The following is a 22,633-nucleotide window of genomic DNA, read 5'->3' as shown; positions in this document are numbered from 1 at the left end:
ACAAAAAAATACCGCAATTTAAATTGCGGTATTTTTTCAGATCAACTTCGCTTCATTAAGGTTTTAAATGACGTGGTCTAAAACCCGTTGCCAACAATCCAACCCCATAGGCCACTACGCCCACCACACACAGCGCAGTGACTTCTGCCACACGCATCCATTGTGATACATCACCGTTATACCAAGTTAAGGCATACCACAACGCAGCAATCATCACGGCATTTGCCACTGCAAACTGCACCATGAGTTTTTTCCAGTGCGCACCAAAACGGAAAATCTTGCGTTGATGCAAATAGAAATACAACATGCCTGCATTCACCAAAGCCGAACCTGATGATGCCAGTGCCAATGCCATGTGTTCAGCTTGCCAGTCAATCAGTTTAAAGAAGCCAATAAACACCACGTTTAAAATCGCATTGGCAGCCACAGCCATTAAACCCACACGTACTGGTGTTTTGGTGTCTTGCTGTGCATAAAAACCCGGTGCAAAGACTTTAATCAGCATGAATGAAATCACCCCTGCACTCATACATTGCAAGGCCAAAGCGGTCATTTGCGTATCTTTAAAACTAAACTGACCACGCTCAAACAAGGCTTGGATAATAGGCGTTGATAACATAAACAGTGCAATACTGGCAGGGACACCTACCAAAATAATCACCCGTGCAGCCCAGTCCATCATGCCGCGGAATTTATCCATATTTTGTTCTGCATGACGCGCAGACAGTGACGGTAAAATGACCGTCCCAATCGCTACACCAATTAAGCCCAAAGGTAGCTCTGTCATACGTTCCGCACTATACAACCACGACACCGAACCATCCTGCATAAAAGATGCCCAAATGGTGTTGAGTAGCAGGTTAATTTGCGTGACCGATACCCCAAATAAAGCAGGCAGCATCAGCTTCATAATCCGATCCACCCCTTCATGCTTGAAATCAACTTTAGGGGGAATCAGCAGCTTTTTACGCCATAGTTCTGGAATTTGAATCGCAAGTTGTAAAGCACCCGCGATAATCACCGCCCAACCCAGTGCCATAATCGGCTCTGCCATGTACGGTGTGAGCCATAATGCACCTGCAATCATCGCCACATTCAGCAATACAGGCGCAAAGGCAGGCGTGGTAAATGAGCCATAGCTGTTCAAAATACTGCTGGCAAATGCCGTCAGCGACATAAACAACAAATAAGGAATGGTCAGGCGGAACATATCGGTGGCTAGCGCAAACTTTTCAGGGTCGCTATGGAAACCCGGTGCGTAGATATACATCACCGCAGGCGCAGCCACCATGGCGGTAAAGGTTAGCCCTGTCATTACCGTCATTAAACAGCCAAAAACCCGACTAATTAAAATTTGTACTTCGGCATGAGTGCGGCTGGTTTTATATTCGGTCAATACAGGAATAAATGCCTGCGAAAACGCCCCTTCGGCAAACAGTCGCCTGAAAAAGTTGGGGATACGAAACGCCACCACAAAGGTATCGAAATCTTTACCTGCACCAAACACATTCAGCAATACCACATCACGGACTAATCCTAGCACCCGTGACAGCATGGTCATTGCACTGACAATAAAGGTCGATCGCCAAAGCGCCATCGTTACCACCCAATTAAAAATTTAGTCGCTATTGTAATCAAAGCATCAACAAAGTTTTGTTATTGATTGATCAATTTTTCCTGTGATGTCGAAGCTTTAAGTTGAGATAACTGTTCACGAAAATACTGCCAGTCAAAATACGGCCCTGGATCAGTTTTACGTCCCGGTGCAATATCGGAATGTCCTGCAATATGCTGTTGAATACTCGGATAGGCCTGCTGCAAACTGTGTACCACCTGCACCAAACTCTGATATTGCGCTGTTTCAAAAGGCAAGTCATCACTGCCCTCTAATTCAATCCCAATTGAATAGTCATTACATTCAGGCTGTGCCAAATAACTAGAACGCCCCGCATGCCACGCCCGATCTGCAAAATTAACAAATTGCAGCACCTCGCCTGTTCTTAAAATCAACAAATGTGCCGAAACCTGCAGGCCCTGAATGGTCTGAAAGTAAGGATGCTGCGACCAATCCATTTGGTTCTGAAAAAATTGCTCAATATAACCACCACCAAATTGTGACGGCGGCAAACTAATATTGTGAATGACCAGCAATTGAATCTCTTGGTCTGTCGGACGGGCGTTGAAATTCGGAGATGGGACTTGTCTTGCCCCTTGTAATTGACCCTCAACCACCTGAAACGACGGCACATGCTGCATAAGGCAATCCCCAAACCATTAGAATAGAAAAATAGAACAGAAATTTCAGTTTAATGCCAACGCGTGACAATGAACATCTTAAATTACACCCGAACGTGGCTAAAAAACACATCCTGACGCAGAACAGTGTTAATATAACGCGCAATTTTCATGGGCAAGATCGACACGGAAAATCTTATGAGCATCTCTCCAGCTTTGCTTGAACAATCCATCCAAATCAATATTCAGCAAGCCTTGCAAGAAGATATTGGCGATGGTGATATTACCGCATTATTGACCCCTGAAGATGAGCAGGCCACTGCCACCATTATTAGCCGTGAAGACATGATTTTGGCAGGTCAACCGTGGGTAAATGCCCTGATTCAAGCATACGATGCCAATGTGCAAGTCACGTGGTTAAAAAATGATGGCGACCACGTTGCTGCCAATGAAGCCTTTTTGAAATTGGCAGGTTCTGCACGCAGCCTGTTAACGGTAGAACGCCCTGCGCTGAATTTTGTGCAAACCCTGTCTGCTGTTGCGACTAAAACCGCAGCCTATGTGCAACAACTTGAAGGCTTAAATACCAAACTGCTAGATACCCGTAAAACCTTACCGGGTTTACGCATTGCACAAAAATATGCTGTCACGGTCGGTGGTGGACAAAACCATCGTTTAGGCTTATTTGATGCCTTTTTGATTAAAGAAAATCACATTATGGCAGCAGGCGGCATTACTCAGGCAATTGCCAAAGCACATGCCATTGCTCCGGGCAAACCTGTAGAAGTTGAAGTGGAAACTTGGGATGAACTAAATCAAGCCCTTGAAGCCAAAGCTGATATTGTGATGTTGGATAACTTTAGCCAGCAACAAATGATTGATGCGGTCAAGCATGTGGCAGGTCGTTGTAAACTTGAAGCGTCGGGCAACATCACCATTGAAAATTTACGTGAAGTGGCTAGTACAGGCGTAGATTATATTTCGATGGGTGTTTTAACCAAAGATGTCAAAGCTGTGGATTTATCAATGCGTTTTAATGCGTAAACGATTACTTTTAAAATTAAGGGTGCAATCTGCACCCTTAATTTTTTCCAAAAATTGATTTTAAGGAGGCAAATGAGCCTCCTTTTTTTATGCCTCAATTTTGAATTTAATCATCGTCCTTGTTGTCGTTGTCGTTGTCGTTGTCGTTGTCGTTGTCGTTGTCGTTGTCGTTGTCGTTGTCGTTGTCGTTGTCGTTGTCGTTGTCGTTGTCGTTGTCGTTGTCGTTGTCGTTGTCGTTGTCGTTGTCAGAAGCTTGACCGAGTACACTACGATTGTCTTCATTTTCACGCTCAGTACGTGAATCACATGCAGTTAAAAACAACATCATGGCAGACATTAAAATAATCAATAGTTTCATGCTTTCCTCCTCTTTTCATTCAGGCTCTTTGCATACAGTTTTCCATCTTAAAAGAACCCATCCTGCAATATTGTAGCTTTTTGCTTCACGCTTCCTATCGCAATCTAAATCTCATCCATAAAAAAACGCATCCGAAGATGCGCTCTTAAACAGCAGAAAAACATCAAAAAGCTTAGCTTACCAACCTAAAGCTTGCTGCTGTTTTTTTACCAATTCCTGAATACCTTTTTCTGCCATTTCCAACATGGCATTACATTGCACACGATTAAACGGCTTATCTTCAGCAGTACCCTGAATTTCAATAAATTCACCTGCTTGTGTCATCACCACGTTTAAATCAGTTTGGCAATTTGAATCTTCTTCATAGCACAAATCCAATAACACTTGGTCTTGGTACATGCCCACAGAAATTGCAGCCACCAAACCCTTTAATGGGTCATGCTTAATTTTTTTCTTTTCCAGCAACACATTCATAGCATCAATCAATGCCACTGCTGCACCTGTAATGGCTGCAGTACGGGTACCGCCATCGGCCTGAATCACATCGCAGTCAATGGTAATGGTGTTTTCACCCAGTTTCTTCAAATCGACCATGGCACGCAAGCTACGACCAATTAAGCGCTGAATTTCCTGTGTACGTCCGCTTTGTTTACCACGCGCCGCTTCACGGTCACTACGGGTATGAGTTGAACGTGGCAACATGCCATATTCTGCAGTTACCCAACCTTGTCCCTGCCCTTTTAAAAAGCGCGGTACAGAGTTATCAATACTTGCGGTACACAAAACTTTGGTATGACCAAACTCTACCAACACTGAACCTTCAGCATAGCGAGTATAGTTACGGGTAATTTTTACCTCACGTAATTGATCTAAAGCTCGTTGGTCAATACGCATAATGTGTCCTTATTTTTGGCTCAAATAAATTGCCCGCAAGTATAACAGATGCCACAGCGCAGGTCGCTTTTCCAAAGCTTGACGTGTGCTGTTTCGGTAAATTTTGCCTGTATTTTTACAAAGTGGCTTCATTCATCTTTTAGTATTATCGTGAAACACAGGTTTTTGTTAGACTGCGCGGCACTGGCAGAATCAGGAAATACAATGTCGATTCGGGAAGAACGAAAACAACAAAGTCGTCAGGCAATTATGGAGGCAGTGCTGCAACTCAGCAGCGCAGGACGTGCATTTAGCAGCATTAGCTTAAGAGAAATTTCACGACAGATTGGACTGGTGCCCACCGCATTTTATCGGCATTTTCAAGATATGGATGAGTTGGGGCTAGATTTGGTCGATCAAGTTGCCTTGCACATTAAAGGTATTTTGTATCAGTTGGGACAAGCTTATTTATACCAACCCGATGCACAGACCGAAAAGGCATTGACCCTATTTTTTAAATCTGTCGATCAACATCCACAACAATGGATTTTTTTAATTGCCGAACGCTGGGGCGGTTCGACCATTTTACGGCAAGCCATCGCCCGTGAAATTGATTTTTTAATTGAAGATTTAGCTAATGATTTACAACGGGTCGAAAGCGTACAACATTTTCAGCATGCTGAAGATTTTCACATTCTGGCCAATATTTTAATTAATTTATCGTTAAATTGGGCAATGAGCTGGATTGGTTTAGAACGCCAATTTGAAGCCGAAAAATTACCTGAACAACAGCAGCGTTTTATTCAACAAACCATTACTCAAGTACATTTATTATTTCGTGGCATTTGCCACTGGCAACGTCCGCAGCCTGTCGCAGATTAAACATACAACACACTTTTAACCTGCATTAAAAAAACCGCAATGACGTTGCAATCATTGCGGTTTTTAGCGATGCGCTGCTGATTCAGCCTTGCATCATCTTGTTATTGCATCTGCTTATTTCTTAGCTTTACGCTCTTGATCAACCAAGTAGTTCACTACTTGAATCACTTTGCCGTTATCGCCTTGAACGATATATTTACCATTCACCACCACCGCAGGTACACCTGTCAATTGGTACTGACGCGCCAATTGTTTAGCTTGTGAAATTTTAGAGGTGATCGCAAACGAGTTAAACATGCTGTTAAATTTCGCTTCAGGTACACCATATTTCACAAAGAATTTAGCTTGTGATTGTTGGTCAAAAATTTGCTGACCTTTGTCATGAATGGCATGGAAAAGTGGCAAGTGAGTTTTCTTGCGCACACCCAAAGCTTCAGACACATAATAACCACGTGCATTCATTTCCCAAACAGGATTCATGGCTGCAGGAGTACGCACAAAATTCACATCTTTAGGTAACTGGCGTAACCATGTTTGCATATATGGTTCTAAAGTAAAGCAGTGACCACAGCCATACCAAAAGAACTCACGCACTTCAATTTTACCCGGTACATCAACCTTACCCGGGTTGGCGACAACGCTATAATCTTTACCTGCTACAAAATTTGCCGCCATAGTGCTACCAGAAATAGCAAAGATGGCAGTTGCCAAACTACCTAAAAGGAATTTTTTCATTGCGTTTATAATCCTCTAAATCATTCTGTTTAGTGTATGGCAACACTATAAATCAATTATGCTGATTTCGTTTTCCTTCTGTGAACTTTTTTACAGCTTTTATCGCTTTTTTTAGAATTAACGCTACACTAGGGTTTATATCTATTTTTCCAATTATCACGACCCAATTGAGGTGGCACCCATGTCGCATTTGAATGTTGATCCACAAGAAATTGCCAAATTTGAAGCATTTGCAGCCATATGGTGGGATCAGCATTCCGAGTTCCGTCCCCTGCACATGATTAATCCACTGCGCTTAAACTGGATTGATGAGCACGCAGGCGGCTTGGCAGGCAAGAAAGTGCTAGACGTCGGCTGTGGTGGTGGTATTTTGGCAGAAAGCATGGCTCGTCGCGGTGCCAATGTGCTTGGAATTGATATGGGCGAAGCACCTTTAAACGTGGCACGCCTGCATGCAGAACAAGAAGGCGTACACAATATTGAATATCGCCAAATTCCTGTTGAGCAATTGGTAGATGAGCAAGCTGGTCAATACGATGTGGTGACTTGCATGGAAATGTTAGAGCACGTACCTGATCCGGCCTCGATTATTCAAGCCTGCCAAAAACTGGTCAAGCCGGGCGGTCATGTATTTTTCTCGACCATTAACCGCAACCCTAAATCATACCTATTTGCCATTATTGGGGCAGAATACGTGCTGCGCATGTTAGCCAAAGGCACACACGATTATCATAAATTTATTAAACCGTCTGAATTGGCACACGACATTCGCCAAGCGGGTTTAAAACTTAAAGATATGACGGGTTTACACTACAACCCACTGACTAAACGCTATTGGTTGGCACCTAATGTTGATGTGAACTACATGGTCTACACGGTCAATGAGGCAACAGAATGAAGGCGGTTTTATTTGACCTCGATGGCACCTTAATTGATACCGCTGCAGATTTTATTCGCATCATTCAAGATATGTGCCGCGATAAAGGCTGTGAGATTGTGGCAGCAGACGCCATTCGCACACAGGTATCTGAAGGTGCGCGGGCGATGGTCAAATTGGTCTATCCAGAACTTGAGGTAGATGACCCTGTATTTTTGGCCCATCGACAACGCTTTTTAGACCTGTACGGTGCAGATATTGCAGTCGAAACTGATCTGTTTGAAGGCATGTATCCACTGCTTGATGCGTTGGAACAGCGTCAAATTCCGTGGGGTATTGTCACCAATAAACCGCGCTGGCTCAGCGAAGCACTGCTCAAAGCACTGAATTTAACTGAACGCTGTGCAGTTTTGGTCTGCCCTGAAGATGTTAGCCGTACCAAGCCAGACCCAGAACCTATGTATTTGGCGGCCAAACAGATTGAAATTGCCCCAGAACATTGTATTTATGTGGGCGATCATCCACGTGATATCGATGCAGGTCGTAACGCCAATATGTATACCATTTTGGCAGCATACGGTTATTTACCCTTGCAACACAAAGATGACTTAACAGCATGGCAAGCAGATTGTATAGTGGATTCAGTGACTGAATTACATACGGTTTTAGACAAATTGGTGCTGCAAGCTGCAACGCAAAACAGCAGTGCCAATGCTTGAATCAGTCCTGTAAAGCGATGACATGAAACTCAACCCATAAGCAATAAGAAATGAACAGGAGGGATGCCCATGAAATACTCAGAATATCAACCTCGCCCCGATCTTCTCAAAGATCGTATTATCCTGATCACAGGTGCCGGTGATGGTATTGGACGAGCGGCTGCCCTCAGTTATGCGCTACACGGAGCAACCGTAGTGCTGCATGGTCGTACCTTAAATAAACTTGAAGTGATTTATGATGAAATCGAAAGTTTAGGCGCACCACAACCTGCTATTTTGCCGCTGCAGCTTTCAAGTGCTTCACCACGAGATTATGAATTACTGGTCGATACCCTAGACAAACAATTCGGACGTTTGGATGGTATTTTGCATAATGCAGGCATTTTAGGCGAACGGACTGAGTTGGCAAATTACCCTGCCGATGTTTGGGATGACGTCATGGCCGTGAATTTACGTGCGCCATTTGTACTCACTCAGGAATTATTACCACTTTTGGCAAAATCGGAACATGCTTCAGTCGTGTTTGCCAGTTCAGGTGTAGGTCGTGAAGCACGTGAACGCTGGGGTGCTTATTCGGTGTCTAAAATTGCAATTGAAGCGGTGAGCCAGTTATTTGCCAAAGAACAGGTGCATCCAAATATTCGCTACAACTGCATTAACCCGGGTGCAACCCGCACTGCCATGCGTGCCAAAGCCTATCCTGATGAAGATCCAAAAACTTTACCTACACCCGATTCCATCATGCCTGCCTATTTATATTTAATGGGCGATGACAGCTTGCACATGAATGGTCAAAGTATTGATGCACAGGATTAGTCCTGTGGTTTGATCCGAAGAAAGGAAGCGCTTGCTTCCTTTTTTATGGACTTAACCTAGCATATTGCCAATTTTTGCACATTGATTTGCGGTAAAATGGCATCGCACAAGCATTTTCAGGTTTCTATCCTGCCTATTTTTGGCAATGCAAAGCCTGATTACCATGCTTCCACATCTCAATTCAACCTCAACGATGCAGAGAGCAACATGACTGAATTAAACAACATCACCGTGACACCACTTGAAGATGGTATGGTGTCTTTACTGATTGATGGTCAGCCTATTTCTGAAAAATATGGCATGAAGTTTGAAGCCAGCATCGTAGATGACATTCAGGCACTCGACAACGGTCAGAAAATCAAACTGTTTGATCAGTTTGTATTTTCACATACCGACCTTAATTTTGAACATGCTTACCACTATGTCACAGGCATTGAAAAACTGGACGATGCCTACAAAGTGGTTAAAAACTTTGTTTATCGTATTAAAATTGAAGGGCAACCTGAAATTGAACACGTGATTAGCAAGCAAGGCGCACCAATGAGTACTGAAGATGTACGCGAATTTATCAATGCACATATTCAAAAATCATTGACCGACTACACCGATTTAAACTACGCCTATTAAGCAAAACTCATGGCAACGGTGGCAATAATCGTTTTATTGGATTGTTTTTATAAAATTATACGGTTTTCCAAATCAATATACATCACCTATGCTTGATGTATCTCCACAACAAGCATTAGGTAAATTGTGATGACTGATATTCAACGTAAAACTGCCGTGATTCAAAGTATTGAAAGCTTGCAATTAGGTCAGCATTTAATTGTGGCTTTGGATGATCGTGAAACAGCCGAATGTGTTGCCATCGCTGTGCAATCTTTACAAGGCTTAACTGAACATTGGAACTAAAGCAGACCATAGCAGTACGCTGCTATGGTGATGTCTCATCCTTTCCTTAGCACAAGAAAAATCATCCCACCCCTATTTTCTGAGCGATAGCTACTAAATTTCGTATTTTGTCGCATAATAGAATCAATACCATGCCGCATCCTGCAGAGCGTATTTAAAAAATTCATGTGCTTTCTTCACAGTTTCTCTGCATTTAATGGTTAAAGTATGAACTGTGATATCAAGATGAGAGAATGAGGGGTTTACATGAAAAAGATTTTGACAGTTCTGGCAATGTCTTTCAGTGCTTTACTAAGCAGCAATTTTGCAACTGCCGCTCCTCAATTTGATCGAGACTCAGCTGACCATCCTCGTAACCAAGCACACAATAAACATGAATTTCGTGCCGATGCAGAAGAGCGTATGCAAGACAAACGCCGCATGCGTGAAGAACGTGGTGTAAAACGCTTACAACAACATAAATGGCAAACGGGTTATGTCATGCCGCAGCATTATCGTGGCAATGGTTATAAAGTCGATTATCAGGAACATAACTTGCCCCGCCCTGAACGCAAACAACAATGGTATAAAATCAACCAAGACTACATTTTGGTCGATGTCGAAAATCACCATATTTTGCGTATCGCAGGTTTATAGACCTACTGTTGTACATACACAATATCTAAATACATAGCCCAAAGCTCACTTTGGGCTTTTTTTATAGAGCGATAGTCCGCTCAGGCTCTCCTTGTTTTCTCCATAAAATTCACAATTCACCTCAATTTCCACCATCATTTATCTTGAGTATTTGACTAATTTGGACACATCTACCCCATATTTAAAACTGAAGGTAAGTCGCATGAAAAAATTACTCAGCACCTTAGCACTGTCTTTAAGCGCAATCATGGCAACATCGGCTATGGCAGCACCCGACCATCGTTATGATGATCGTCGTCATCAAGCGAGTGCCACCTATAAACATCACGACAAGCGTTGGGACAATCCACGTCATCATGCACAGTGGGAACAAAAGCGTTATGATCAAAAACGCGTGAATCCAAGTCGTGACTGGCGTGTAGGTCAAAACCTCCCACGCGGATATGATGCGAACCGCTACAAAGTCAGTGATCGTGAAGCACGTCGTTTACCCAACACAGGTCGTTATCAGCAGTGGTATAAAGTCAACGGTGACTATGTGCTGATTAATGAGCGCACCCAGCGTATTATTCGTATTATTGGCTAAAACCGTTCAGCCTGAGCTGAAAAATAGCATTTCTCCACAACACCTGAAGCACCATTCAGGTGTTTTTTTATATTTAGTCTTCCGCTGCAGAATTTTTTGATTAGAATCAAAGACAGCACCATCGATCATTACAGCAGGCCAACGAATGACTCCAACTGAAAACCCGCACAGCACAACCTTACAATATGTGCATTGGTTTAGACATTCTGCGCCTTATATCAATGCCCACCGCAATAAAACCTTTGTGATTATGTTCGATGGTGAAGCGGTTTTGCATGAAAACTTTCAGCACATTATTCATGATATTGCCCTACTACACTCGCTTGGTATTCGTTTGATTTTGGTACATGGTGCGCGTCCACAAATTAATCAAAACTTAAAATTCAGCCAAATTGATACACCGTTTCATTTGCAACGTCGTGTCACCACTCGTGAATCTTTATCGTGTGTCATGAATGCTGTCGGTTCAATTCGCCTGCAAATTGAAGCCTTATTGTCGATGGGGCTAGCTAACTCCCCTATGTACGGCGCACGGATTGATGTGGTGTCGGGTAACTTTATCACCGCCAAACCGTATGGCATTCGTGATGGGGTCGATTATCAACTGACTGGCGAAGTCCGCACTGTAGATGTCGATGCCATTCAACGCCATTTAGAAAATCATAATATTGTGTTGCTCGGTCCAACAGGTTATTCCACCACAGGTGAAGTGTTTAACTTGTTGGCTGAAGAAGTGGCAACTAAAACTGCCATTCAATTAAAAGCTGACAAACTGATTTTCTTAGGCGCGCAGCACGGTTTGCAGAATGCCGAAGGTCAATTGCAACGTGAAGTTCATCCGCAACATTTAACTCCATATATTGAAGATGCTCAGCGACATCATCCTGAATTGGCTTTACACTTAAATGCAGCCCAAGATGCCTCATTAAACGGCGTACATCGGGTACATCTCATTTCCTATGCCTACGATGGTGCTTTACTCGAAGAACTGTTTACCCGTGATGGTTCAGGGACGATGGTGAGTGATGCACATTATGAAGAAGTGCGTACGGCCAATATTCAGGATGTAGGCGGTTTGATTCGTTTATTACGTCCTTTAGAAGAAGAAGGCGTGTTGGTATATCGTTCACGTGAGCGTCTGGAAAATGAAATTGGACAATTTGCAGTGATTGAACGTGACGGCATGATTCTCGCCTGTGCCGCCTTGTACCCCATTCCGACCACAGGTCATGAACTCAAGTCGGCCGAAATTGCCTGTGTCGCGGTGCATCCTGCTTATCGTAAATCCAACCGTGGTCGCCAAATTCTGGATTATTTAGAAGATAAAGCCAAAACCATGGGTATTCAGCAATTATTTATTTTAACCACTCGCACCGCACACTGGTTTTTAGAACAGGGCTTTGCACCTGCCAGTGTCGATGATTTACCCGATGCACGTCAGGCTTTATATAACTATCAACGCAACTCAATTGTGTGTAAAAAACGGCTCTAAGCGAAACTTTTGGTACGCTGAATGACACAGCACAATCAAAACCCAGAAATGTTTCACGTGGAACATGCTGCCGATTAAATCAGGTCATCACACCTATACCTGTCAGCACGACAGTGTAGGGATGATCAAAATTGGCAGCATCCACACCACTGTTTAGTTTTTTTAAATAAAATTGATGCAAGGCAGGAAGAAACTTTACTTTTATCATTTATATAGAAAATTCAAAAAACTTATTCATTCAGTCAGAAAATACAAAAACAAGATACTCCCCCTCTCTAATCATGCTTTTCACGGATTTAATAGCTAAACTACAGAATAAACTAAAAATATTTTAAAAATACATCTTTAAAAGATGCACAAGCCTGATGATTTGCCGTACAATTAATAATTCCCTTTTTTCATTGTTTTAAAATTACGAATGGAACAAAAAAAGAGTACACAAAAACGCCATCAGCTTCTCAATGCTGCACTCGACGTATTTTCTTTATACGGATTTAGCGGCGCGAGTTTGGACGAAATCGCACAAATTGCAGAGATGCATAAGTCGAATATTTTCTATTATTATGAAAATAAAGAAGCCTTATATGTTGAAGTACTAACTACAGTACTACAAAAATGGCTTGCACCTTTGCAAATGCTCGAAGCTGAACTCGAGCCTGATGAAGCAATTACCAATTATCTGCTGCAGAAAATTGAGGTTTCACGTACTCAGCCGAAAGCATCACGTCTATTTGCATTAGAAGTGATTCAAGGTGCGCCACATATTCAGGAAATTTTAAAAGGCCCTCTGAAAAAACTGGTCAAACGCAAAGCCAAAGTCATTACCATGTGGCAAGAGCAAGGCAAACTGTCTAAGCAGATTGATCCTGAGTTGCTTATTTTGAATATTTGGGCGATTACCCAAAACTATGCCGACTTTGCAACGCAAATGGAAATGGTGACAGGTAAAACCCTGCGCAACCGCAGCATGTTGCAACGTGTCTTGCAACATACAGTTCACATGATGCTCTACGGTATTATGCCGCGTCAGGACGAAGTGGATGCACCTCAAGCCGCTGTGGTCACTGCCACACCTGAACAAGAATCAGAAGACTAATTGCACAGCACTAACTAAGATACGCACTTTTACTCACGACCCTAGTTATGACTAGGGTCGTGGCGTTTTGGCAACGATATTATTTAAGACCCTGATACAAAGACAATAGTTTTTGCGCACCCAACAACAAGTTTTCTTCCCAGTCTAAATGCGCTGTATCATTGGCACCATCGGTAATATATTTCACCGACAGCATCCGCACCCCTAATTTTTTACAGACTTTGGCAATCGCATAGCCTTCCATGTCAACCAACTGACACGGTACTTTGGGCGTACCCGTTTCAAAGCTATCCCCCGTACCACAAATACCACTTGGCAAATGCTCAAAATAGCGTTCCAAATGAATTTCTGCAGGATGTTCCTGATCCATTGGCGTGACCCCCACCTGAAAACCCAACGGTGAAACATCCATATCTCGCTGTACAAACTGACTCACTTCCACCAAAGCATGCGCATCAAAATGGGAGCTGCCCGCAGTGCCTAAATTGAGCAAGGTTTTACAGCCTGTTTTCTGAATCACTTCAAAGGCTTTAAATGCGGCATTCACTTTACCAATGCCACTGTAATGCACCTGAATCCCAGCTTGCTCAAACAAGCCTTTAGACTCACTGGGCAATGCCATAATTAAAGCAAAATCAGAATTCATAGCCATCTACTCGTGCAGTTCATTAAAACCGCCCCATTAGAAAAGAAATTTGAATGCGGTGCAAACCCGATTGCGATTTGCAGATTAAATTGTCGGATTTTGCCTGATTTTTCGATAATTTTTCAGGTTAAAAACACAACAACAAGACGAAAGCGCGAGAATATGGCAATATATAGCTCTTACAAATTTTCAACTTTCATTCGACCATGCAGCTGCTCCGCCTGAATGCTTTATCTTCTACCACCGACTTAGCTCAAACTGCCGTGACCATTGGCAATTTTGATGGCGTGCATGTCGGTCATCAGGCGATGATTCAACAACTCAAAGCAGTGGCTGCCGCACAACAACTAAAAACGGTGGTGATGCTATTTGAACCACAACCACTGGAATTTTTTAAAGGTTATGATGCCCCGCCACGTATCAGTTCTTTGCGGGAAAAAGTCGAATATCTGACTGAATTGGGCATCGACTACATTGCAGTAGCGAAATTTGACAATCATTTCCGCAGTTTAAGCGCCGAAGCCTTTGCAAAACTTTTAAAAGATACCCTGAATGCCTCGCATTTGGTCTTGGGTGATGACTTCCATTTTGGTAAAAACCGCCAAGGCAATAGCGAGTTTTTGCGCAACTATGGCTTTCAGGTCACCAATTTAAACACCATTGAACTAAATGGTGAGCGTGTTAGCTCAACCCGTATTCGTCAAACTTTACAAGCAGGCGATTTGGCACTGGCAGCCAAACTGCTTGGACGCCCATATAGCATTACAGGGCGCGTCCAATATGGCGATCAAATTGGTCGTACCCTAGATTTTCCAACCATTAATGTGCGCTTAAACCGCCATAAACCCTGCTTAAATGGCATTTATGGCGTTGAAGTGGTGTGTGAAACCACCGCTTTAAGTGAAAAAGTCAAACATGATCATCCCGATAAAACGGGTGTTGCAGGCTACAGCCCGAACAGTCTGTTTGGTGCAGGACATGTGGGTACGCGCCCAGCCATCCAACAAGTACAGCCCGAATGGCGATTAGAAGTACATTTCCCCAATGTTTCTGCTAATCTGTATGGCTTATTAATGCGGGTCACATTTTTAAACTATTTACATGGCGAAAAAAATTACCCTTCGCTTGAAGCACTCAAAGCGGGAATTGATGATGATGTTGAAAAACTTCTTGAATTTCGACAAGATCATCCAAATTTCCCTTTTTAATTTACCCTAAATATTTAATGTAAAACGCGTCAGTCCATGGGCTGATTCAACTGGAAGACAACTTGCATGAGCGATAAGCAAACTCCTGAAAATGCAGTGGATTATAAAGCCACGCTAAACCTCCCAGGTACTGAATTTGCAATGAAAGCAAATCTCGCAGTACGTGAAGCGAAATGGTTAGAAGAGTGGTATGCCGACAACATTTATCAGCAGATTCGTGCATCGCGTATTGGCAAGAAAAAATATGTGCTTCACGATGGCCCTCCGTATGCCAATGGTCAAATTCACTTGGGTCACGCGGTCAATAAAGTCCTGAAAGACATTATTATTAAAAGCCGTGTCATGGATGGTTTTGACGCACCCTACGTTCCGGGTTGGGACTGTCACGGTTTACCAATTGAACTTAAAGTAGAAGAAAAAGTGGGTAAGGTGGGTGTAAAAGTCGATGCTTCGACTTTCCGTAAATCCTGTCGCGAATATGCTTACACCCAAGTCGAATTACAGAAAAAAGACTTCGTGCGTATGGGTGTATTTGGTGATTGGGACAATCCTTACCTCACCATGAACTTCAAGCAAGAAGCCGATATCGTGCGTTCATTGGGTGCAATTGCCAAAGCAGGTCATATTGAACCGGGTCTTAAACCTGTGAACTGGTGTTTGGACTGTGGTTCTGCATTGGCAGAAGCCGAAGTTGAATATGAAGATAAAAAATCCGATGCAATTGATGTCGGTTTTGCTGTGGTCGATTTAGCCGATTTATCTGCACGTTTGGATGTGCAAGTGAATGATGCCACTGACATCGTCATTTGGACGACTACACCGTGGACTTTACCTGCGAACCAAGCCGTTGCATTACATGCCGAAATTGAATACCAATTGGTGAAGGCACGTGCCGATGAAAAAGCACCACAAAACTTTATTTTGGCCAAAGAATTGGTACTGTCAGCAACTGAACGCTATGGCTTTAGCAGCTATGAAGTATTGGCTGACTTCACAGGTGACAAACTCGAAAACCTGATCTTACAACATCCACTGATTCAAGCACGCCAAGTACCTGTGATTTTAGGTGAACACGTGACCGCAACAAGCGGTACAGGTGCAGTACATACCGCGCCTGGACATGGTGTGGACGACTATAAAGTTGGCTTACAATACAACCTAAAAGTTGACAATCCTGTCGGTGGCAATGGCGTATATTTACCTACTGCACCAATCTTTGCAGGCGAACACATCTACAAAGCCAATCCACAAATTATTGCGACTTTGGCAGAAAACAATAAGCTGTGGGCACATCACCCAATCAAACACAGCTATCCGCACTGCTGGCGTCATAAAACTCCAATTATTTTCCGCGCTACACCACAATGGTTTATCAGCATGGATGCCAAAGGTTTACGTCAAGGCGCACTGAATGCGATTGAAAATGACATCAGCTTTGTACCTGATTGGGGTAAAAACCGTATCCAAGCGATGATTGAAGGTCGCCCAGACTGGTGTATTTCACGTCAACGTACTTGGGGCGTGCCAATTCCATTCTTTGTACATAAAGACACCAACGAATTGCACCCACGCACACCTGAATTGATCGAAGAAGTTGCGAAACTGATCGAACAAGAAGGGATTGATGGCTGGTACAACCGTGAAGCCAAAGACTTCATTGGCGAGGATGCCGAGCACTACAATGCAGTACGCGACACCTTAGACGTTTGGTTCGACTCAGGTACGACGCATTATGCAGTTCTACGTGAGCGTGAAGAGTTGCAAGACCCAGCCGATTTATATCTTGAAGGTTCAGACCAACACCGTGGTTGGTTCCAATCTTCATTACTCACCTCGATTGCAATCAATGAACGCGCACCATATAAAGGCTTGTTAACACACGGCTTTGTGGTGGATGAAAAAGGTCGCAAAATGTCGAAATCGTTGGGTAACATTATTACCCCACAAGACATTATTAAAGACATGGGTGCAGACGGCCTACGCTTCTGGATTGCATCGGCGGATTATCGCTATGAAATGACCGCAGGTAAGGAAATCTTTAGCCGTGCCTCTGACGGTTATCGTCGTATCCGTAATACTTTGCGTTTCTTGTTGGCTAACTTAAATGGTTTCAAACCCGCTACAGATGCTCTGCCTGTAGATCAGTTGATTGCACTGGATCAATACATCCTGCAACGTGCCGCAGAAGTACAGAAAACCATTCAGCAAGCCTATGAAGATATGAACTTCCATATCGTAACCAGTGCGCTGACCAACTTCTGTATTAATGACTTGGGTGGTTTCTACCTCGATATCATCAAAGACCGTCAGTACACCACCAAAGCAGACTCGCAAGCACGTCATTCTGCACAAACCGCTTTGTATCACTTGGTTCAGGCTTTCGTTCGCTGGATGGCACCAATCTTAAGCTTTACGGCACAAGAAGCATGGCCGCTAATTCCTGAGCAATCAGAAAAATATGTCTTCACTGCAGAATGGTATGACATTCCAGTGGCTTCTGAAGCCAACATCTTGGCAGAAGCGGAATGGCAAACCCTAATTGCAGTTAAATCTGCCGTCAATAAATTCATTGAAGCTGCACGTACTGCCAAAACCGTTGGTTCCAACCTGTCTGCTAAAGTTGAGCTTTGGGCGAATGACGAACTCAAAGCCGTATTGGATAAACTAGGCGATGAGCTACGTTTTGTCCTGATTACCTCACAAGTGGTTGTGAATGGCTTTGATGCTGCACAAGGTGAAGCCTCTGATTTAGATGGCTTGAACGTGAAAGTTTCTGCAGCAGATGGCGAAAAATGTGTACGTTGCTGGCATGTACTCCCTGATGTGAATACACATTCTGCACATCCAGGTTTGTGCTCACGTTGTATTATCAACCTTCCAACAGGTCAAGGCGAAGAGAGAAAATATGCCTAATCCACAACACAAAAAGGGCTTATTCCAGTTCTATCCACATAATTTATGGTGGGTGGGCTTGTCCATTGTCGCGATTATTCTCGACCAATGGACCAAATGGATTGCAGTATCGCATCTGAATTACGCAGATCCAGTGCCTGTATTGCCCTTTTTGAATTGGACTTTACTGCATAACTATGGCGCTGCCTTTAGTTTCTTGTCCGATGCAGGTGGATGGCAACGTTATTTCTTTACCTCACTGGCAGGTTTAGTGTCTGTAATTTTTGTATTTTGGCTAATGCGTATGCCAAAAAATGTCATCGTACTGCCTTTGGCGATTGCCTTGATTTTAGGCGGTGCGATTGGGAATTTAATTGATCGGGTCAGTCTTGGCTACGTGGTCGATTTTATTCACGTGTACTACAACAACAGCCACTTCCCTGCCTTTAATATTGCAGACAGTGCCATCACACTTGGCACCATTCTGCTGTTAATTGATACGTTTTTCCTAGAAAAGCACCGAATTGAACGAGCGCAGGCGCAACATGACTGAAATTATTAATCCAAATGATGAAACTCGTATTGAAGATGGCTCAAAAGTCGAATTGCACTTTTCTGTCGCCATTGAAAATGGTGTAGAAATTGACAACACCCGTAGCCGCGCTGAACCTGTAAGTTTGGTCATGGGCGATGGCAGCCTATTACCTGGTTTTGAAAAGTCATTATTTGGTTTACGTGCAGGTGACCGTCGTACCGTGAGTCTTCCACCTGAAGAAGCATTTGGTCCATGGAATCCTGAAAACGTACAAACTTTTGATACGGTTAAATTTGAGCAACATCCAGTTGAAGGACACATGATTGAATTTGAAGATAAAGCCAAACAAAGCCTCTATGGCGTGGTGAAATCTGTCAACGATGATGTGACTGAAGTAGACTTTAACCACCCTTTAGCGGGTAAAAATATTACCTTTGAAGTTGAAATCTTTAGAGTGACCCCAGCAGGACAACAAGGTATTAAGTTGATGTAATCAATTTGCATACTTACTGCATCTTTCTGCTGTTCAAATCTCCCAAGTACAAGAAAATGAATTTGGGAGATTTTTTATTGAATAAGATAATTATTAAATATAATCAAATACTTAAAATTAAATAAATCCAGTTTATTGATCTATATTTTACCGATATATCGTTGTACGTTTTAGCTTACATGCACTGCAGAAAATTGACGCTAGGCAAAGATCAGCTTTCATTTTATATTTAACACATACAGAAACAGGATGTTTCTAAAAGCAAGAATAACAATAATAAATAATATAACGGCAGGACGCTGAAAGGTATAACAGGAGTAATACCTAAACATAAATCTGAAAAAGCCCCGACATGATGTTGGGGCTTTTTTCTATTTGTTTTTTTGTCCTACTTTGAAATAAGTTTAGACCTGAAGAAATTTATTTTATGGAGCCACCAATTTAAGCAATCTGGCAGATTGACCATCTTCAATCACCCAAATATTGCCATCCTGTGCTTGAAGTACGCCACGAATCCGCTGACCCATCTCGATACGCTGTAACTCCCGAACAGGCTGTGCTTGCGTATCCACCACAATAATTGCTTTTGAAGATAAACCACCAAGAATCGCTTTATGCTTCCAATGTGGGAATACATCTCCCGTATAAAACATCAAACTTGAGGGAGAGATGACTGGCGTCCAATCCAGAACAGGGGCTGTAAATTCAGGACGAGTTGCATGGTCTGGAATGGGCAACCCATTATAATGATCACCATTCGACACCAATGGATAGCCATAGTTTTCGCCCTTGACAATCAAATTCAACTCATCACCCCCTTTAGGTCCCATTTCTGCAACCCAAAGCTGCCCTGTAGAATCGAATGCCATGCCTAAAGGGTTGCGATACCCCAAACTCCAGACTTGCTTGGCAATCTCTCCATGTGTTTGAAATGGATTGTCTAAAGGTGTTGTAGCATCTGTATTTAAACGTAAAATTTTACCTAAATTAGATTTTAAATCCTGAGCAGGTTCAAACTTTTGTCGCTCACCAGAACTTATCCATAATTTGCCATCTGCCCCAAACTTTATACGATGCGCATAATGTCCTTGTCCCGATACTTTCGGCACTTGCTGCCAGATTCTTTGAGTTTCGGTGAGTTTTGGCGTGGGTTTAGCATCTAATACAAGCTTGCCCCGAATCACGACTGCACCGTAACCACCCGTACCCACTTCGGCATAACTTAAATAAATCTGCTGATTCTGTTGAAATTCAGGATCTAAAATGACATCACCCAAACCACCTTGTCCGCCATAGGCGACTTCAGGGATAGCTTGAACATCTAAGCTTTGACCTGTTTTTGGATCAAAAAGTTTTAATTTCCCCGCTTTTTCTGTAATTAATAGGCGTCCATCGGGTAATTCTGCCAATGCCCACGGCTCATTAAAATCTGCAATTGGCTGTATTTGATAGCGTTGTAAATTTTGTGCAGAAGTTGATTTTGACTCTAAAGCAGCCGTGTTCTGTTTCGGCTCAACTTGCGCATTACACCCTGTAGTTAAACCCAATACAACTAGACATATAAATCCATAGTATTGCCGATTTATCTTGAGCATCCTAATTGCTCCTCTATTCATTCAATCTTTGCTTGTGCTAATCAAGACATCATAATCAATGAAATGTACCTCGTGCACAGTAGAAATGTAGCGATACACACTTTCTTACTTAAATCTTCTACAAAGTGAATAGGCAAAAAATTAAGGAGCAATGCTCCTTAATTTCAAAGTCCCAAAACACTAACGATCAATTAACTATAAGATCGGCTGGCTTTTTTAACCACGCTTGGCTCACTCACCACCTGTGATGTACTTTGTAAACGAATCAGTGCTACTGCAATTGCACCAATCACTGCAGGAATCGCCACCGCCAAAAAGTTCATTTTATGTGGTAAATCCATGCCCAAAAGTACGCCAATAATAATAGGGCCTACAATCGCACCGACACGCCCCACTGCAGAAGCACAGCCGATACCTGTAGAACGAATCGTAAGTGGATAATACTGAGCAACAAAGCTATACAATAAAATACTGCTGCCAATGGCAGAAGCACCTGCTAAGCCCACCAATAAATAAATCACAGGCTGTGGTGAATTAAAGCCTAGACCCACTAGAGAGAATGCGCCCAATAAAAACATGCCAATAATCACAGGTTTTAAGTGGAAACGGTCTGCTAAAATCCCGCCACTGATGGTTCCGATCACAGCACCAATGTTCATCGCCATTAAGAACATTAAACTGTTACCCAGCGAATAACCTGCTGCCATCATCAGTTTTGGCAACCAACTGCCCAAAGCATAAACCATCAACAAACACATAAAGAAGCAGCACCAAAACAGCAAAGTACTCATGCCACGGTTATTTTGAAATAAGGCTGCAATTGAGGCATCTGCGGTTTGTACTTCATTTAATACAAATTGTGTTTGTGGGCTGATATTTTCTTGTGGGCTAATTTGCTGGACGATGTGACGCGCTTTTTCATGTTGCTGTTTTTTCACCAAAAAAGTTAAAGATTCTGGTAAGAAAAACCACAATAAAGGCAAAATAAGTAACGGTAATCCCGCAATATAGAACATCACTTCCCAGCCAAAGCTAGGCGTCAACCATGCACCAAGTAAGGCTGCCATAATGCCGCCCACGGCATAGCCGCTGAACATGGTGGTAACTAAGGTACTACGCATTTTTTGTGGTGCATATTCAGAGGTTAAAGCCACGAGGTTAGGCAATACCCCGCCAATCCCTAAACCTGCAATAAAACGTAAAATACCAAACTCTGTTGGGTTGGATGCAAAGCCGCCCCAAAAAGTAAAGCCACTAAATAACGTCACACAAATTAATATGACATTTTTACGGCCAATTTTGTCTGCCAACATGCCAAACAGCATGGCGCCAAACATCATGCCTGCCAGTGCCGTACTCGCAAGCATACCTGCCTGTACAGCCGTCATATTCCATTCTTGCATCAGTAGTGGTAAAGCCACACCGTTAATCGCCAAATCATAACCGTCAAAAATAACGACAAATACGCACCAAAGTACAATTTTTAAATGAAAAGGTTTAAACTTTGCTTGATCCACTACAGCATTCACATTCATTGTTGTTGCTGTCATTTTTCCCTCACCTCCAATTGTGAGCTTTTTATTTTATAAAAAATGAATGGTTATTCACTTTTGTATATAAAATGAATCAATATTCACTTTTTGTCTACAGCAAAAACTTAACTCTGGTTAATTTTCTTAAAAACCTAGACTAAAGTTGTAGATAAATTCGACCAAATAGACTTGCAGTAATTTATGATATTTTGATATATGCTATATTTTTCACATAATTTATTATTGTAAATATATTGTTTTAAACTTCTTTCTTCTACTTTTCTTCTTAATATTTTCCTTTCCGTATAAAAAAGCCCCCTTGACGTTTATGTCAAGGGGGCTTTGAATAATGAGCTGGCGATGACTTACTCTCACATGGGTAACCCCACACTACCATCAGCGCGAAGAGGTTTCACTTCTGAGTTCGGGAAGGGATCAGGTGGTTCACTCTTGCTATGGTCGCCAGCACAA

23 protein-coding genes and 1 rRNA gene are annotated in these 22,633 nt (G+C 42.7%); 15 read left to right on the top strand and 9 right to left on the bottom strand.

Features of this window, described 5'->3' with window-relative positions; genetic code table 11:
• Nucleotides 1–55 precede the first annotated feature (55 nt).
• Both murJ and ampD read right to left on the bottom strand, forming a co-directional pair.
• Nucleotides 56–1,606: a murein biosynthesis integral membrane protein MurJ gene (murJ, locus tag FTT74_RS06645; RefSeq protein ID WP_171287394.1), complete on the bottom strand. Its 1,551-nt coding sequence runs from the start codon at nucleotides 1,604–1,606 to the stop codon at nucleotides 56–58.
• A 50-nt stretch (nucleotides 1,607–1,656) separates the two neighbouring features.
• On the bottom strand, nucleotides 1,657–2,256 hold the full coding sequence (ampD, locus tag FTT74_RS06640; protein WP_004974083.1) for a 1,6-anhydro-N-acetylmuramyl-L-alanine amidase AmpD: 600 nt from the start codon (nucleotides 2,254–2,256) through the stop codon (nucleotides 1,657–1,659).
• A gap of 177 nt (nucleotides 2,257–2,433) precedes the next feature.
• On the opposite strand from ampD, the gene nadC reads away from it, so the two are divergent.
• Nucleotides 2,434–3,279, top strand: coding sequence for a carboxylating nicotinate-nucleotide diphosphorylase (gene nadC, locus FTT74_RS06635; RefSeq protein WP_004974082.1), 846 nt, complete (start codon nucleotides 2,434–2,436; stop codon nucleotides 3,277–3,279).
• A gap of 106 nt (nucleotides 3,280–3,385) precedes the next feature.
• On the opposite strand, the gene FTT74_RS06630 is transcribed toward nadC, so the two are convergent.
• Together FTT74_RS06630 and rph are read right to left on the bottom strand one after the other, a co-directional pair.
• Nucleotides 3,386–3,637 (bottom strand): hypothetical protein, encoded by a 252-nt coding sequence (locus tag FTT74_RS06630; protein ID WP_179988773.1) that lies wholly within the window; start codon nucleotides 3,635–3,637, stop codon nucleotides 3,386–3,388.
• Between the two features lie 177 nt (nucleotides 3,638–3,814).
• On the bottom strand, nucleotides 3,815–4,531 hold the full coding sequence (gene rph, locus FTT74_RS06625) for a ribonuclease PH (RefSeq protein ID WP_004974074.1): 717 nt from the start codon (nucleotides 4,529–4,531) through the stop codon (nucleotides 3,815–3,817).
• A gap of 204 nt (nucleotides 4,532–4,735) precedes the next feature.
• On the opposite strand from rph, the gene FTT74_RS06620 reads away from it, so the two are divergent.
• Complete coding sequence (locus FTT74_RS06620) at nucleotides 4,736–5,392, top strand: TetR family transcriptional regulator (protein ID WP_136144683.1); 657 nt, start codon at nucleotides 4,736–4,738, stop codon at nucleotides 5,390–5,392.
• Nucleotides 5,393–5,506: 114 nt separating this feature from the next.
• Here FTT74_RS06620 and FTT74_RS06615 read toward each other — a convergent pair whose 3' ends face one another.
• Complete coding sequence (locus FTT74_RS06615) at nucleotides 5,507–6,127, bottom strand: thiol:disulfide interchange protein DsbA/DsbL (RefSeq protein ID WP_004974070.1); 621 nt, start codon at nucleotides 6,125–6,127, stop codon at nucleotides 5,507–5,509.
• A gap of 181 nt (nucleotides 6,128–6,308) precedes the next feature.
• Here FTT74_RS06615 and ubiG point away from each other — a divergent pair, with 181 nt between their 5' ends.
• From ubiG to FTT74_RS06570, 9 genes are all read left to right on the top strand, one after another.
• A complete protein-coding gene (gene ubiG / locus FTT74_RS06610) occupies nucleotides 6,309–7,025 on the top strand; it encodes a bifunctional 2-polyprenyl-6-hydroxyphenol methylase/3-demethylubiquinol 3-O-methyltransferase UbiG (RefSeq protein WP_004974063.1) in 717 nt (238 codons plus the stop codon).
• Nucleotides 7,022–7,723, top strand: a complete 702-nt coding sequence (locus FTT74_RS06605) for an HAD family hydrolase (protein WP_004974060.1) — start codon at nucleotides 7,022–7,024, stop codon at nucleotides 7,721–7,723. Before ubiG ends, FTT74_RS06605 begins: the two co-directional genes overlap by 4 nt.
• 69 nt (nucleotides 7,724–7,792) lie before the next feature.
• The gene (locus tag FTT74_RS06600; protein WP_179988774.1) at nucleotides 7,793–8,539 is read left to right on the top strand and encodes a YciK family oxidoreductase; all 747 of its coding nucleotides are present in this window, start codon (nucleotides 7,793–7,795) and stop codon (nucleotides 8,537–8,539) included.
• A 207-nt stretch (nucleotides 8,540–8,746) separates the two neighbouring features.
• A complete protein-coding gene (locus FTT74_RS06595) occupies nucleotides 8,747–9,166 on the top strand; it encodes a hypothetical protein (RefSeq protein ID WP_004974057.1) in 420 nt (139 codons plus the stop codon).
• Between the two features lie 129 nt (nucleotides 9,167–9,295).
• On the top strand, nucleotides 9,296–9,451 hold the full coding sequence (locus FTT74_RS06590) for a hypothetical protein (RefSeq protein WP_004974054.1): 156 nt from the start codon (nucleotides 9,296–9,298) through the stop codon (nucleotides 9,449–9,451).
• A gap of 246 nt (nucleotides 9,452–9,697) precedes the next feature.
• Nucleotides 9,698–10,087, top strand: a complete 390-nt coding sequence (locus FTT74_RS06585; RefSeq protein ID WP_154320157.1) for an RcnB family protein — start codon at nucleotides 9,698–9,700, stop codon at nucleotides 10,085–10,087.
• A 202-nt stretch (nucleotides 10,088–10,289) separates the two neighbouring features.
• Entirely contained in the window at nucleotides 10,290–10,673 is a 384-nt protein-coding gene (locus FTT74_RS06580) for an RcnB family protein (RefSeq protein WP_004974051.1), read from the top strand.
• 145 nt (nucleotides 10,674–10,818) lie between these two features.
• The gene (gene argA, locus FTT74_RS06575) at nucleotides 10,819–12,165 is read left to right on the top strand and encodes an amino-acid N-acetyltransferase (RefSeq protein ID WP_179988775.1); all 1,347 of its coding nucleotides are present in this window, start codon (nucleotides 10,819–10,821) and stop codon (nucleotides 12,163–12,165) included.
• A gap of 418 nt (nucleotides 12,166–12,583) precedes the next feature.
• Nucleotides 12,584–13,261 (top strand): TetR family transcriptional regulator C-terminal domain-containing protein, encoded by a 678-nt coding sequence (locus tag FTT74_RS06570; RefSeq protein WP_136144515.1) that lies wholly within the window; start codon nucleotides 12,584–12,586, stop codon nucleotides 13,259–13,261.
• Nucleotides 13,262–13,340: 79 nt separating this feature from the next.
• On the opposite strand, the gene FTT74_RS06565 is transcribed toward FTT74_RS06570, so the two are convergent.
• The gene (locus FTT74_RS06565; RefSeq protein WP_179988779.1) at nucleotides 13,341–13,907 is read right to left on the bottom strand and encodes a 5'-nucleosidase; all 567 of its coding nucleotides are present in this window, start codon (nucleotides 13,905–13,907) and stop codon (nucleotides 13,341–13,343) included.
• Between the two features lie 206 nt (nucleotides 13,908–14,113).
• On the opposite strand from FTT74_RS06565, the gene ribF reads away from it, so the two are divergent.
• The 4 genes from ribF to FTT74_RS06545 all read left to right on the top strand — a co-directional run bounded on the left by ribF (nucleotide 14,114) and on the right by FTT74_RS06545 (nucleotide 19,035).
• Nucleotides 14,114–15,115 carry a riboflavin biosynthesis protein RibF gene (gene ribF, locus FTT74_RS06560; RefSeq protein WP_178867014.1) on the top strand — a complete coding sequence of 334 codons (1,002 nt, stop codon included), beginning with the start codon at nucleotides 14,114–14,116 and terminating at the stop codon, nucleotides 15,113–15,115.
• A 66-nt stretch (nucleotides 15,116–15,181) separates the two neighbouring features.
• Nucleotides 15,182–18,028 (top strand): isoleucine--tRNA ligase, encoded by a 2,847-nt coding sequence (gene ileS, locus FTT74_RS06555; protein WP_179988776.1) that lies wholly within the window; start codon nucleotides 15,182–15,184, stop codon nucleotides 18,026–18,028.
• Nucleotides 18,021–18,560, top strand: a complete 540-nt coding sequence (gene lspA / locus FTT74_RS06550; protein WP_004974039.1) for a signal peptidase II — start codon at nucleotides 18,021–18,023, stop codon at nucleotides 18,558–18,560. Before ileS ends, lspA begins: the two co-directional genes overlap by 8 nt.
• Nucleotides 18,553–19,035 (top strand): peptidylprolyl isomerase, encoded by a 483-nt coding sequence (locus tag FTT74_RS06545; protein ID WP_004974037.1) that lies wholly within the window; start codon nucleotides 18,553–18,555, stop codon nucleotides 19,033–19,035. Before lspA ends, FTT74_RS06545 begins: the two co-directional genes overlap by 8 nt.
• Before the next feature lie 425 nt (nucleotides 19,036–19,460).
• Here the strand turns inward: FTT74_RS06545 and FTT74_RS06540 are convergent, their stop codons facing one another.
• The 3 genes from FTT74_RS06540 to rrf form a co-directional block, all read right to left on the bottom strand.
• The gene (locus tag FTT74_RS06540) at nucleotides 19,461–20,630 is read right to left on the bottom strand and encodes a PQQ-dependent sugar dehydrogenase (RefSeq protein WP_179988777.1); all 1,170 of its coding nucleotides are present in this window, start codon (nucleotides 20,628–20,630) and stop codon (nucleotides 19,461–19,463) included.
• A gap of 191 nt (nucleotides 20,631–20,821) precedes the next feature.
• Entirely contained in the window at nucleotides 20,822–22,180 is a 1,359-nt protein-coding gene (locus tag FTT74_RS06535) for an MFS transporter (RefSeq protein WP_136144752.1), read from the bottom strand.
• Nucleotides 22,181–22,514: 334 nt separating this feature from the next.
• Nucleotides 22,515–22,629: ribosomal RNA gene (rrf, locus tag FTT74_RS06530) — 5S ribosomal RNA — on the bottom strand.
• Between the last annotated feature and the right edge of the window lie 4 nt (nucleotides 22,630–22,633).

The organism is Acinetobacter sp. YH01007 (genome assembly GCF_013420425.1).
Classification (GTDB): domain Bacteria; phylum Pseudomonadota; class Gammaproteobacteria; order Pseudomonadales; family Moraxellaceae; genus Acinetobacter; species Acinetobacter towneri.
Note: the sequence above shows the minus strand (reverse complement) of the source record. Positions and strands in the feature narration are given on the sequence as shown.

Bases quoted from the DNA above. Each gene is read 5' to 3' on its own strand.
- ampD (WP_004974083.1), bottom strand. From the start codon at position 2,256: ATGCAGCATGTGCCGTCGTTTCAGGTGGTTGAGGGTCAATTACAAGGG.
- nadC (WP_004974082.1), top strand. From the start codon at position 2,434: ATGAGCATCTCTCCAGCTTTGCTTGAACAATCCATCCAAATCAATATT.
- FTT74_RS06630 (WP_179988773.1), bottom strand. From the start codon at position 3,637: ATGAAACTATTGATTATTTTAATGTCTGCCATGATGTTGTTTTTAACT.
- rph (WP_004974074.1), bottom strand. From the start codon at position 4,531: ATGCGTATTGACCAACGAGCTTTAGATCAATTACGTGAGGTAAAAATT.
- FTT74_RS06620 (WP_136144683.1), top strand. From the start codon at position 4,736: ATGTCGATTCGGGAAGAACGAAAACAACAAAGTCGTCAGGCAATTATG.
- FTT74_RS06615 (WP_004974070.1), bottom strand. From the start codon at position 6,127: ATGAAAAAATTCCTTTTAGGTAGTTTGGCAACTGCCATCTTTGCTATT.
- ubiG (WP_004974063.1), top strand. From the start codon at position 6,309: ATGTCGCATTTGAATGTTGATCCACAAGAAATTGCCAAATTTGAAGCA.
- FTT74_RS06605 (WP_004974060.1), top strand. From the start codon at position 7,022: ATGAAGGCGGTTTTATTTGACCTCGATGGCACCTTAATTGATACCGCT.
- FTT74_RS06600 (WP_179988774.1), top strand. From the start codon at position 7,793: ATGAAATACTCAGAATATCAACCTCGCCCCGATCTTCTCAAAGATCGT.
- FTT74_RS06595 (WP_004974057.1), top strand. From the start codon at position 8,747: ATGACTGAATTAAACAACATCACCGTGACACCACTTGAAGATGGTATG.
- FTT74_RS06590 (WP_004974054.1), top strand. From the start codon at position 9,296: ATGACTGATATTCAACGTAAAACTGCCGTGATTCAAAGTATTGAAAGC.
- FTT74_RS06585 (WP_154320157.1), top strand. From the start codon at position 9,698: ATGAAAAAGATTTTGACAGTTCTGGCAATGTCTTTCAGTGCTTTACTA.
- FTT74_RS06580 (WP_004974051.1), top strand. From the start codon at position 10,290: ATGAAAAAATTACTCAGCACCTTAGCACTGTCTTTAAGCGCAATCATG.
- argA (WP_179988775.1), top strand. From the start codon at position 10,819: ATGACTCCAACTGAAAACCCGCACAGCACAACCTTACAATATGTGCAT.
- FTT74_RS06570 (WP_136144515.1), top strand. From the start codon at position 12,584: ATGGAACAAAAAAAGAGTACACAAAAACGCCATCAGCTTCTCAATGCT.
- FTT74_RS06565 (WP_179988779.1), bottom strand. From the start codon at position 13,907: ATGAATTCTGATTTTGCTTTAATTATGGCATTGCCCAGTGAGTCTAAA.
- ribF (WP_178867014.1), top strand. From the start codon at position 14,114: ATGCAGCTGCTCCGCCTGAATGCTTTATCTTCTACCACCGACTTAGCT.
- ileS (WP_179988776.1), top strand. From the start codon at position 15,182: ATGAGCGATAAGCAAACTCCTGAAAATGCAGTGGATTATAAAGCCACG.
- lspA (WP_004974039.1), top strand. From the start codon at position 18,021: ATGCCTAATCCACAACACAAAAAGGGCTTATTCCAGTTCTATCCACAT.
- FTT74_RS06545 (WP_004974037.1), top strand. From the start codon at position 18,553: ATGACTGAAATTATTAATCCAAATGATGAAACTCGTATTGAAGATGGC.
- FTT74_RS06540 (WP_179988777.1), bottom strand. From the start codon at position 20,630: ATGCTCAAGATAAATCGGCAATACTATGGATTTATATGTCTAGTTGTA.
- FTT74_RS06535 (WP_136144752.1), bottom strand. From the start codon at position 22,180: ATGACAGCAACAACAATGAATGTGAATGCTGTAGTGGATCAAGCAAAG.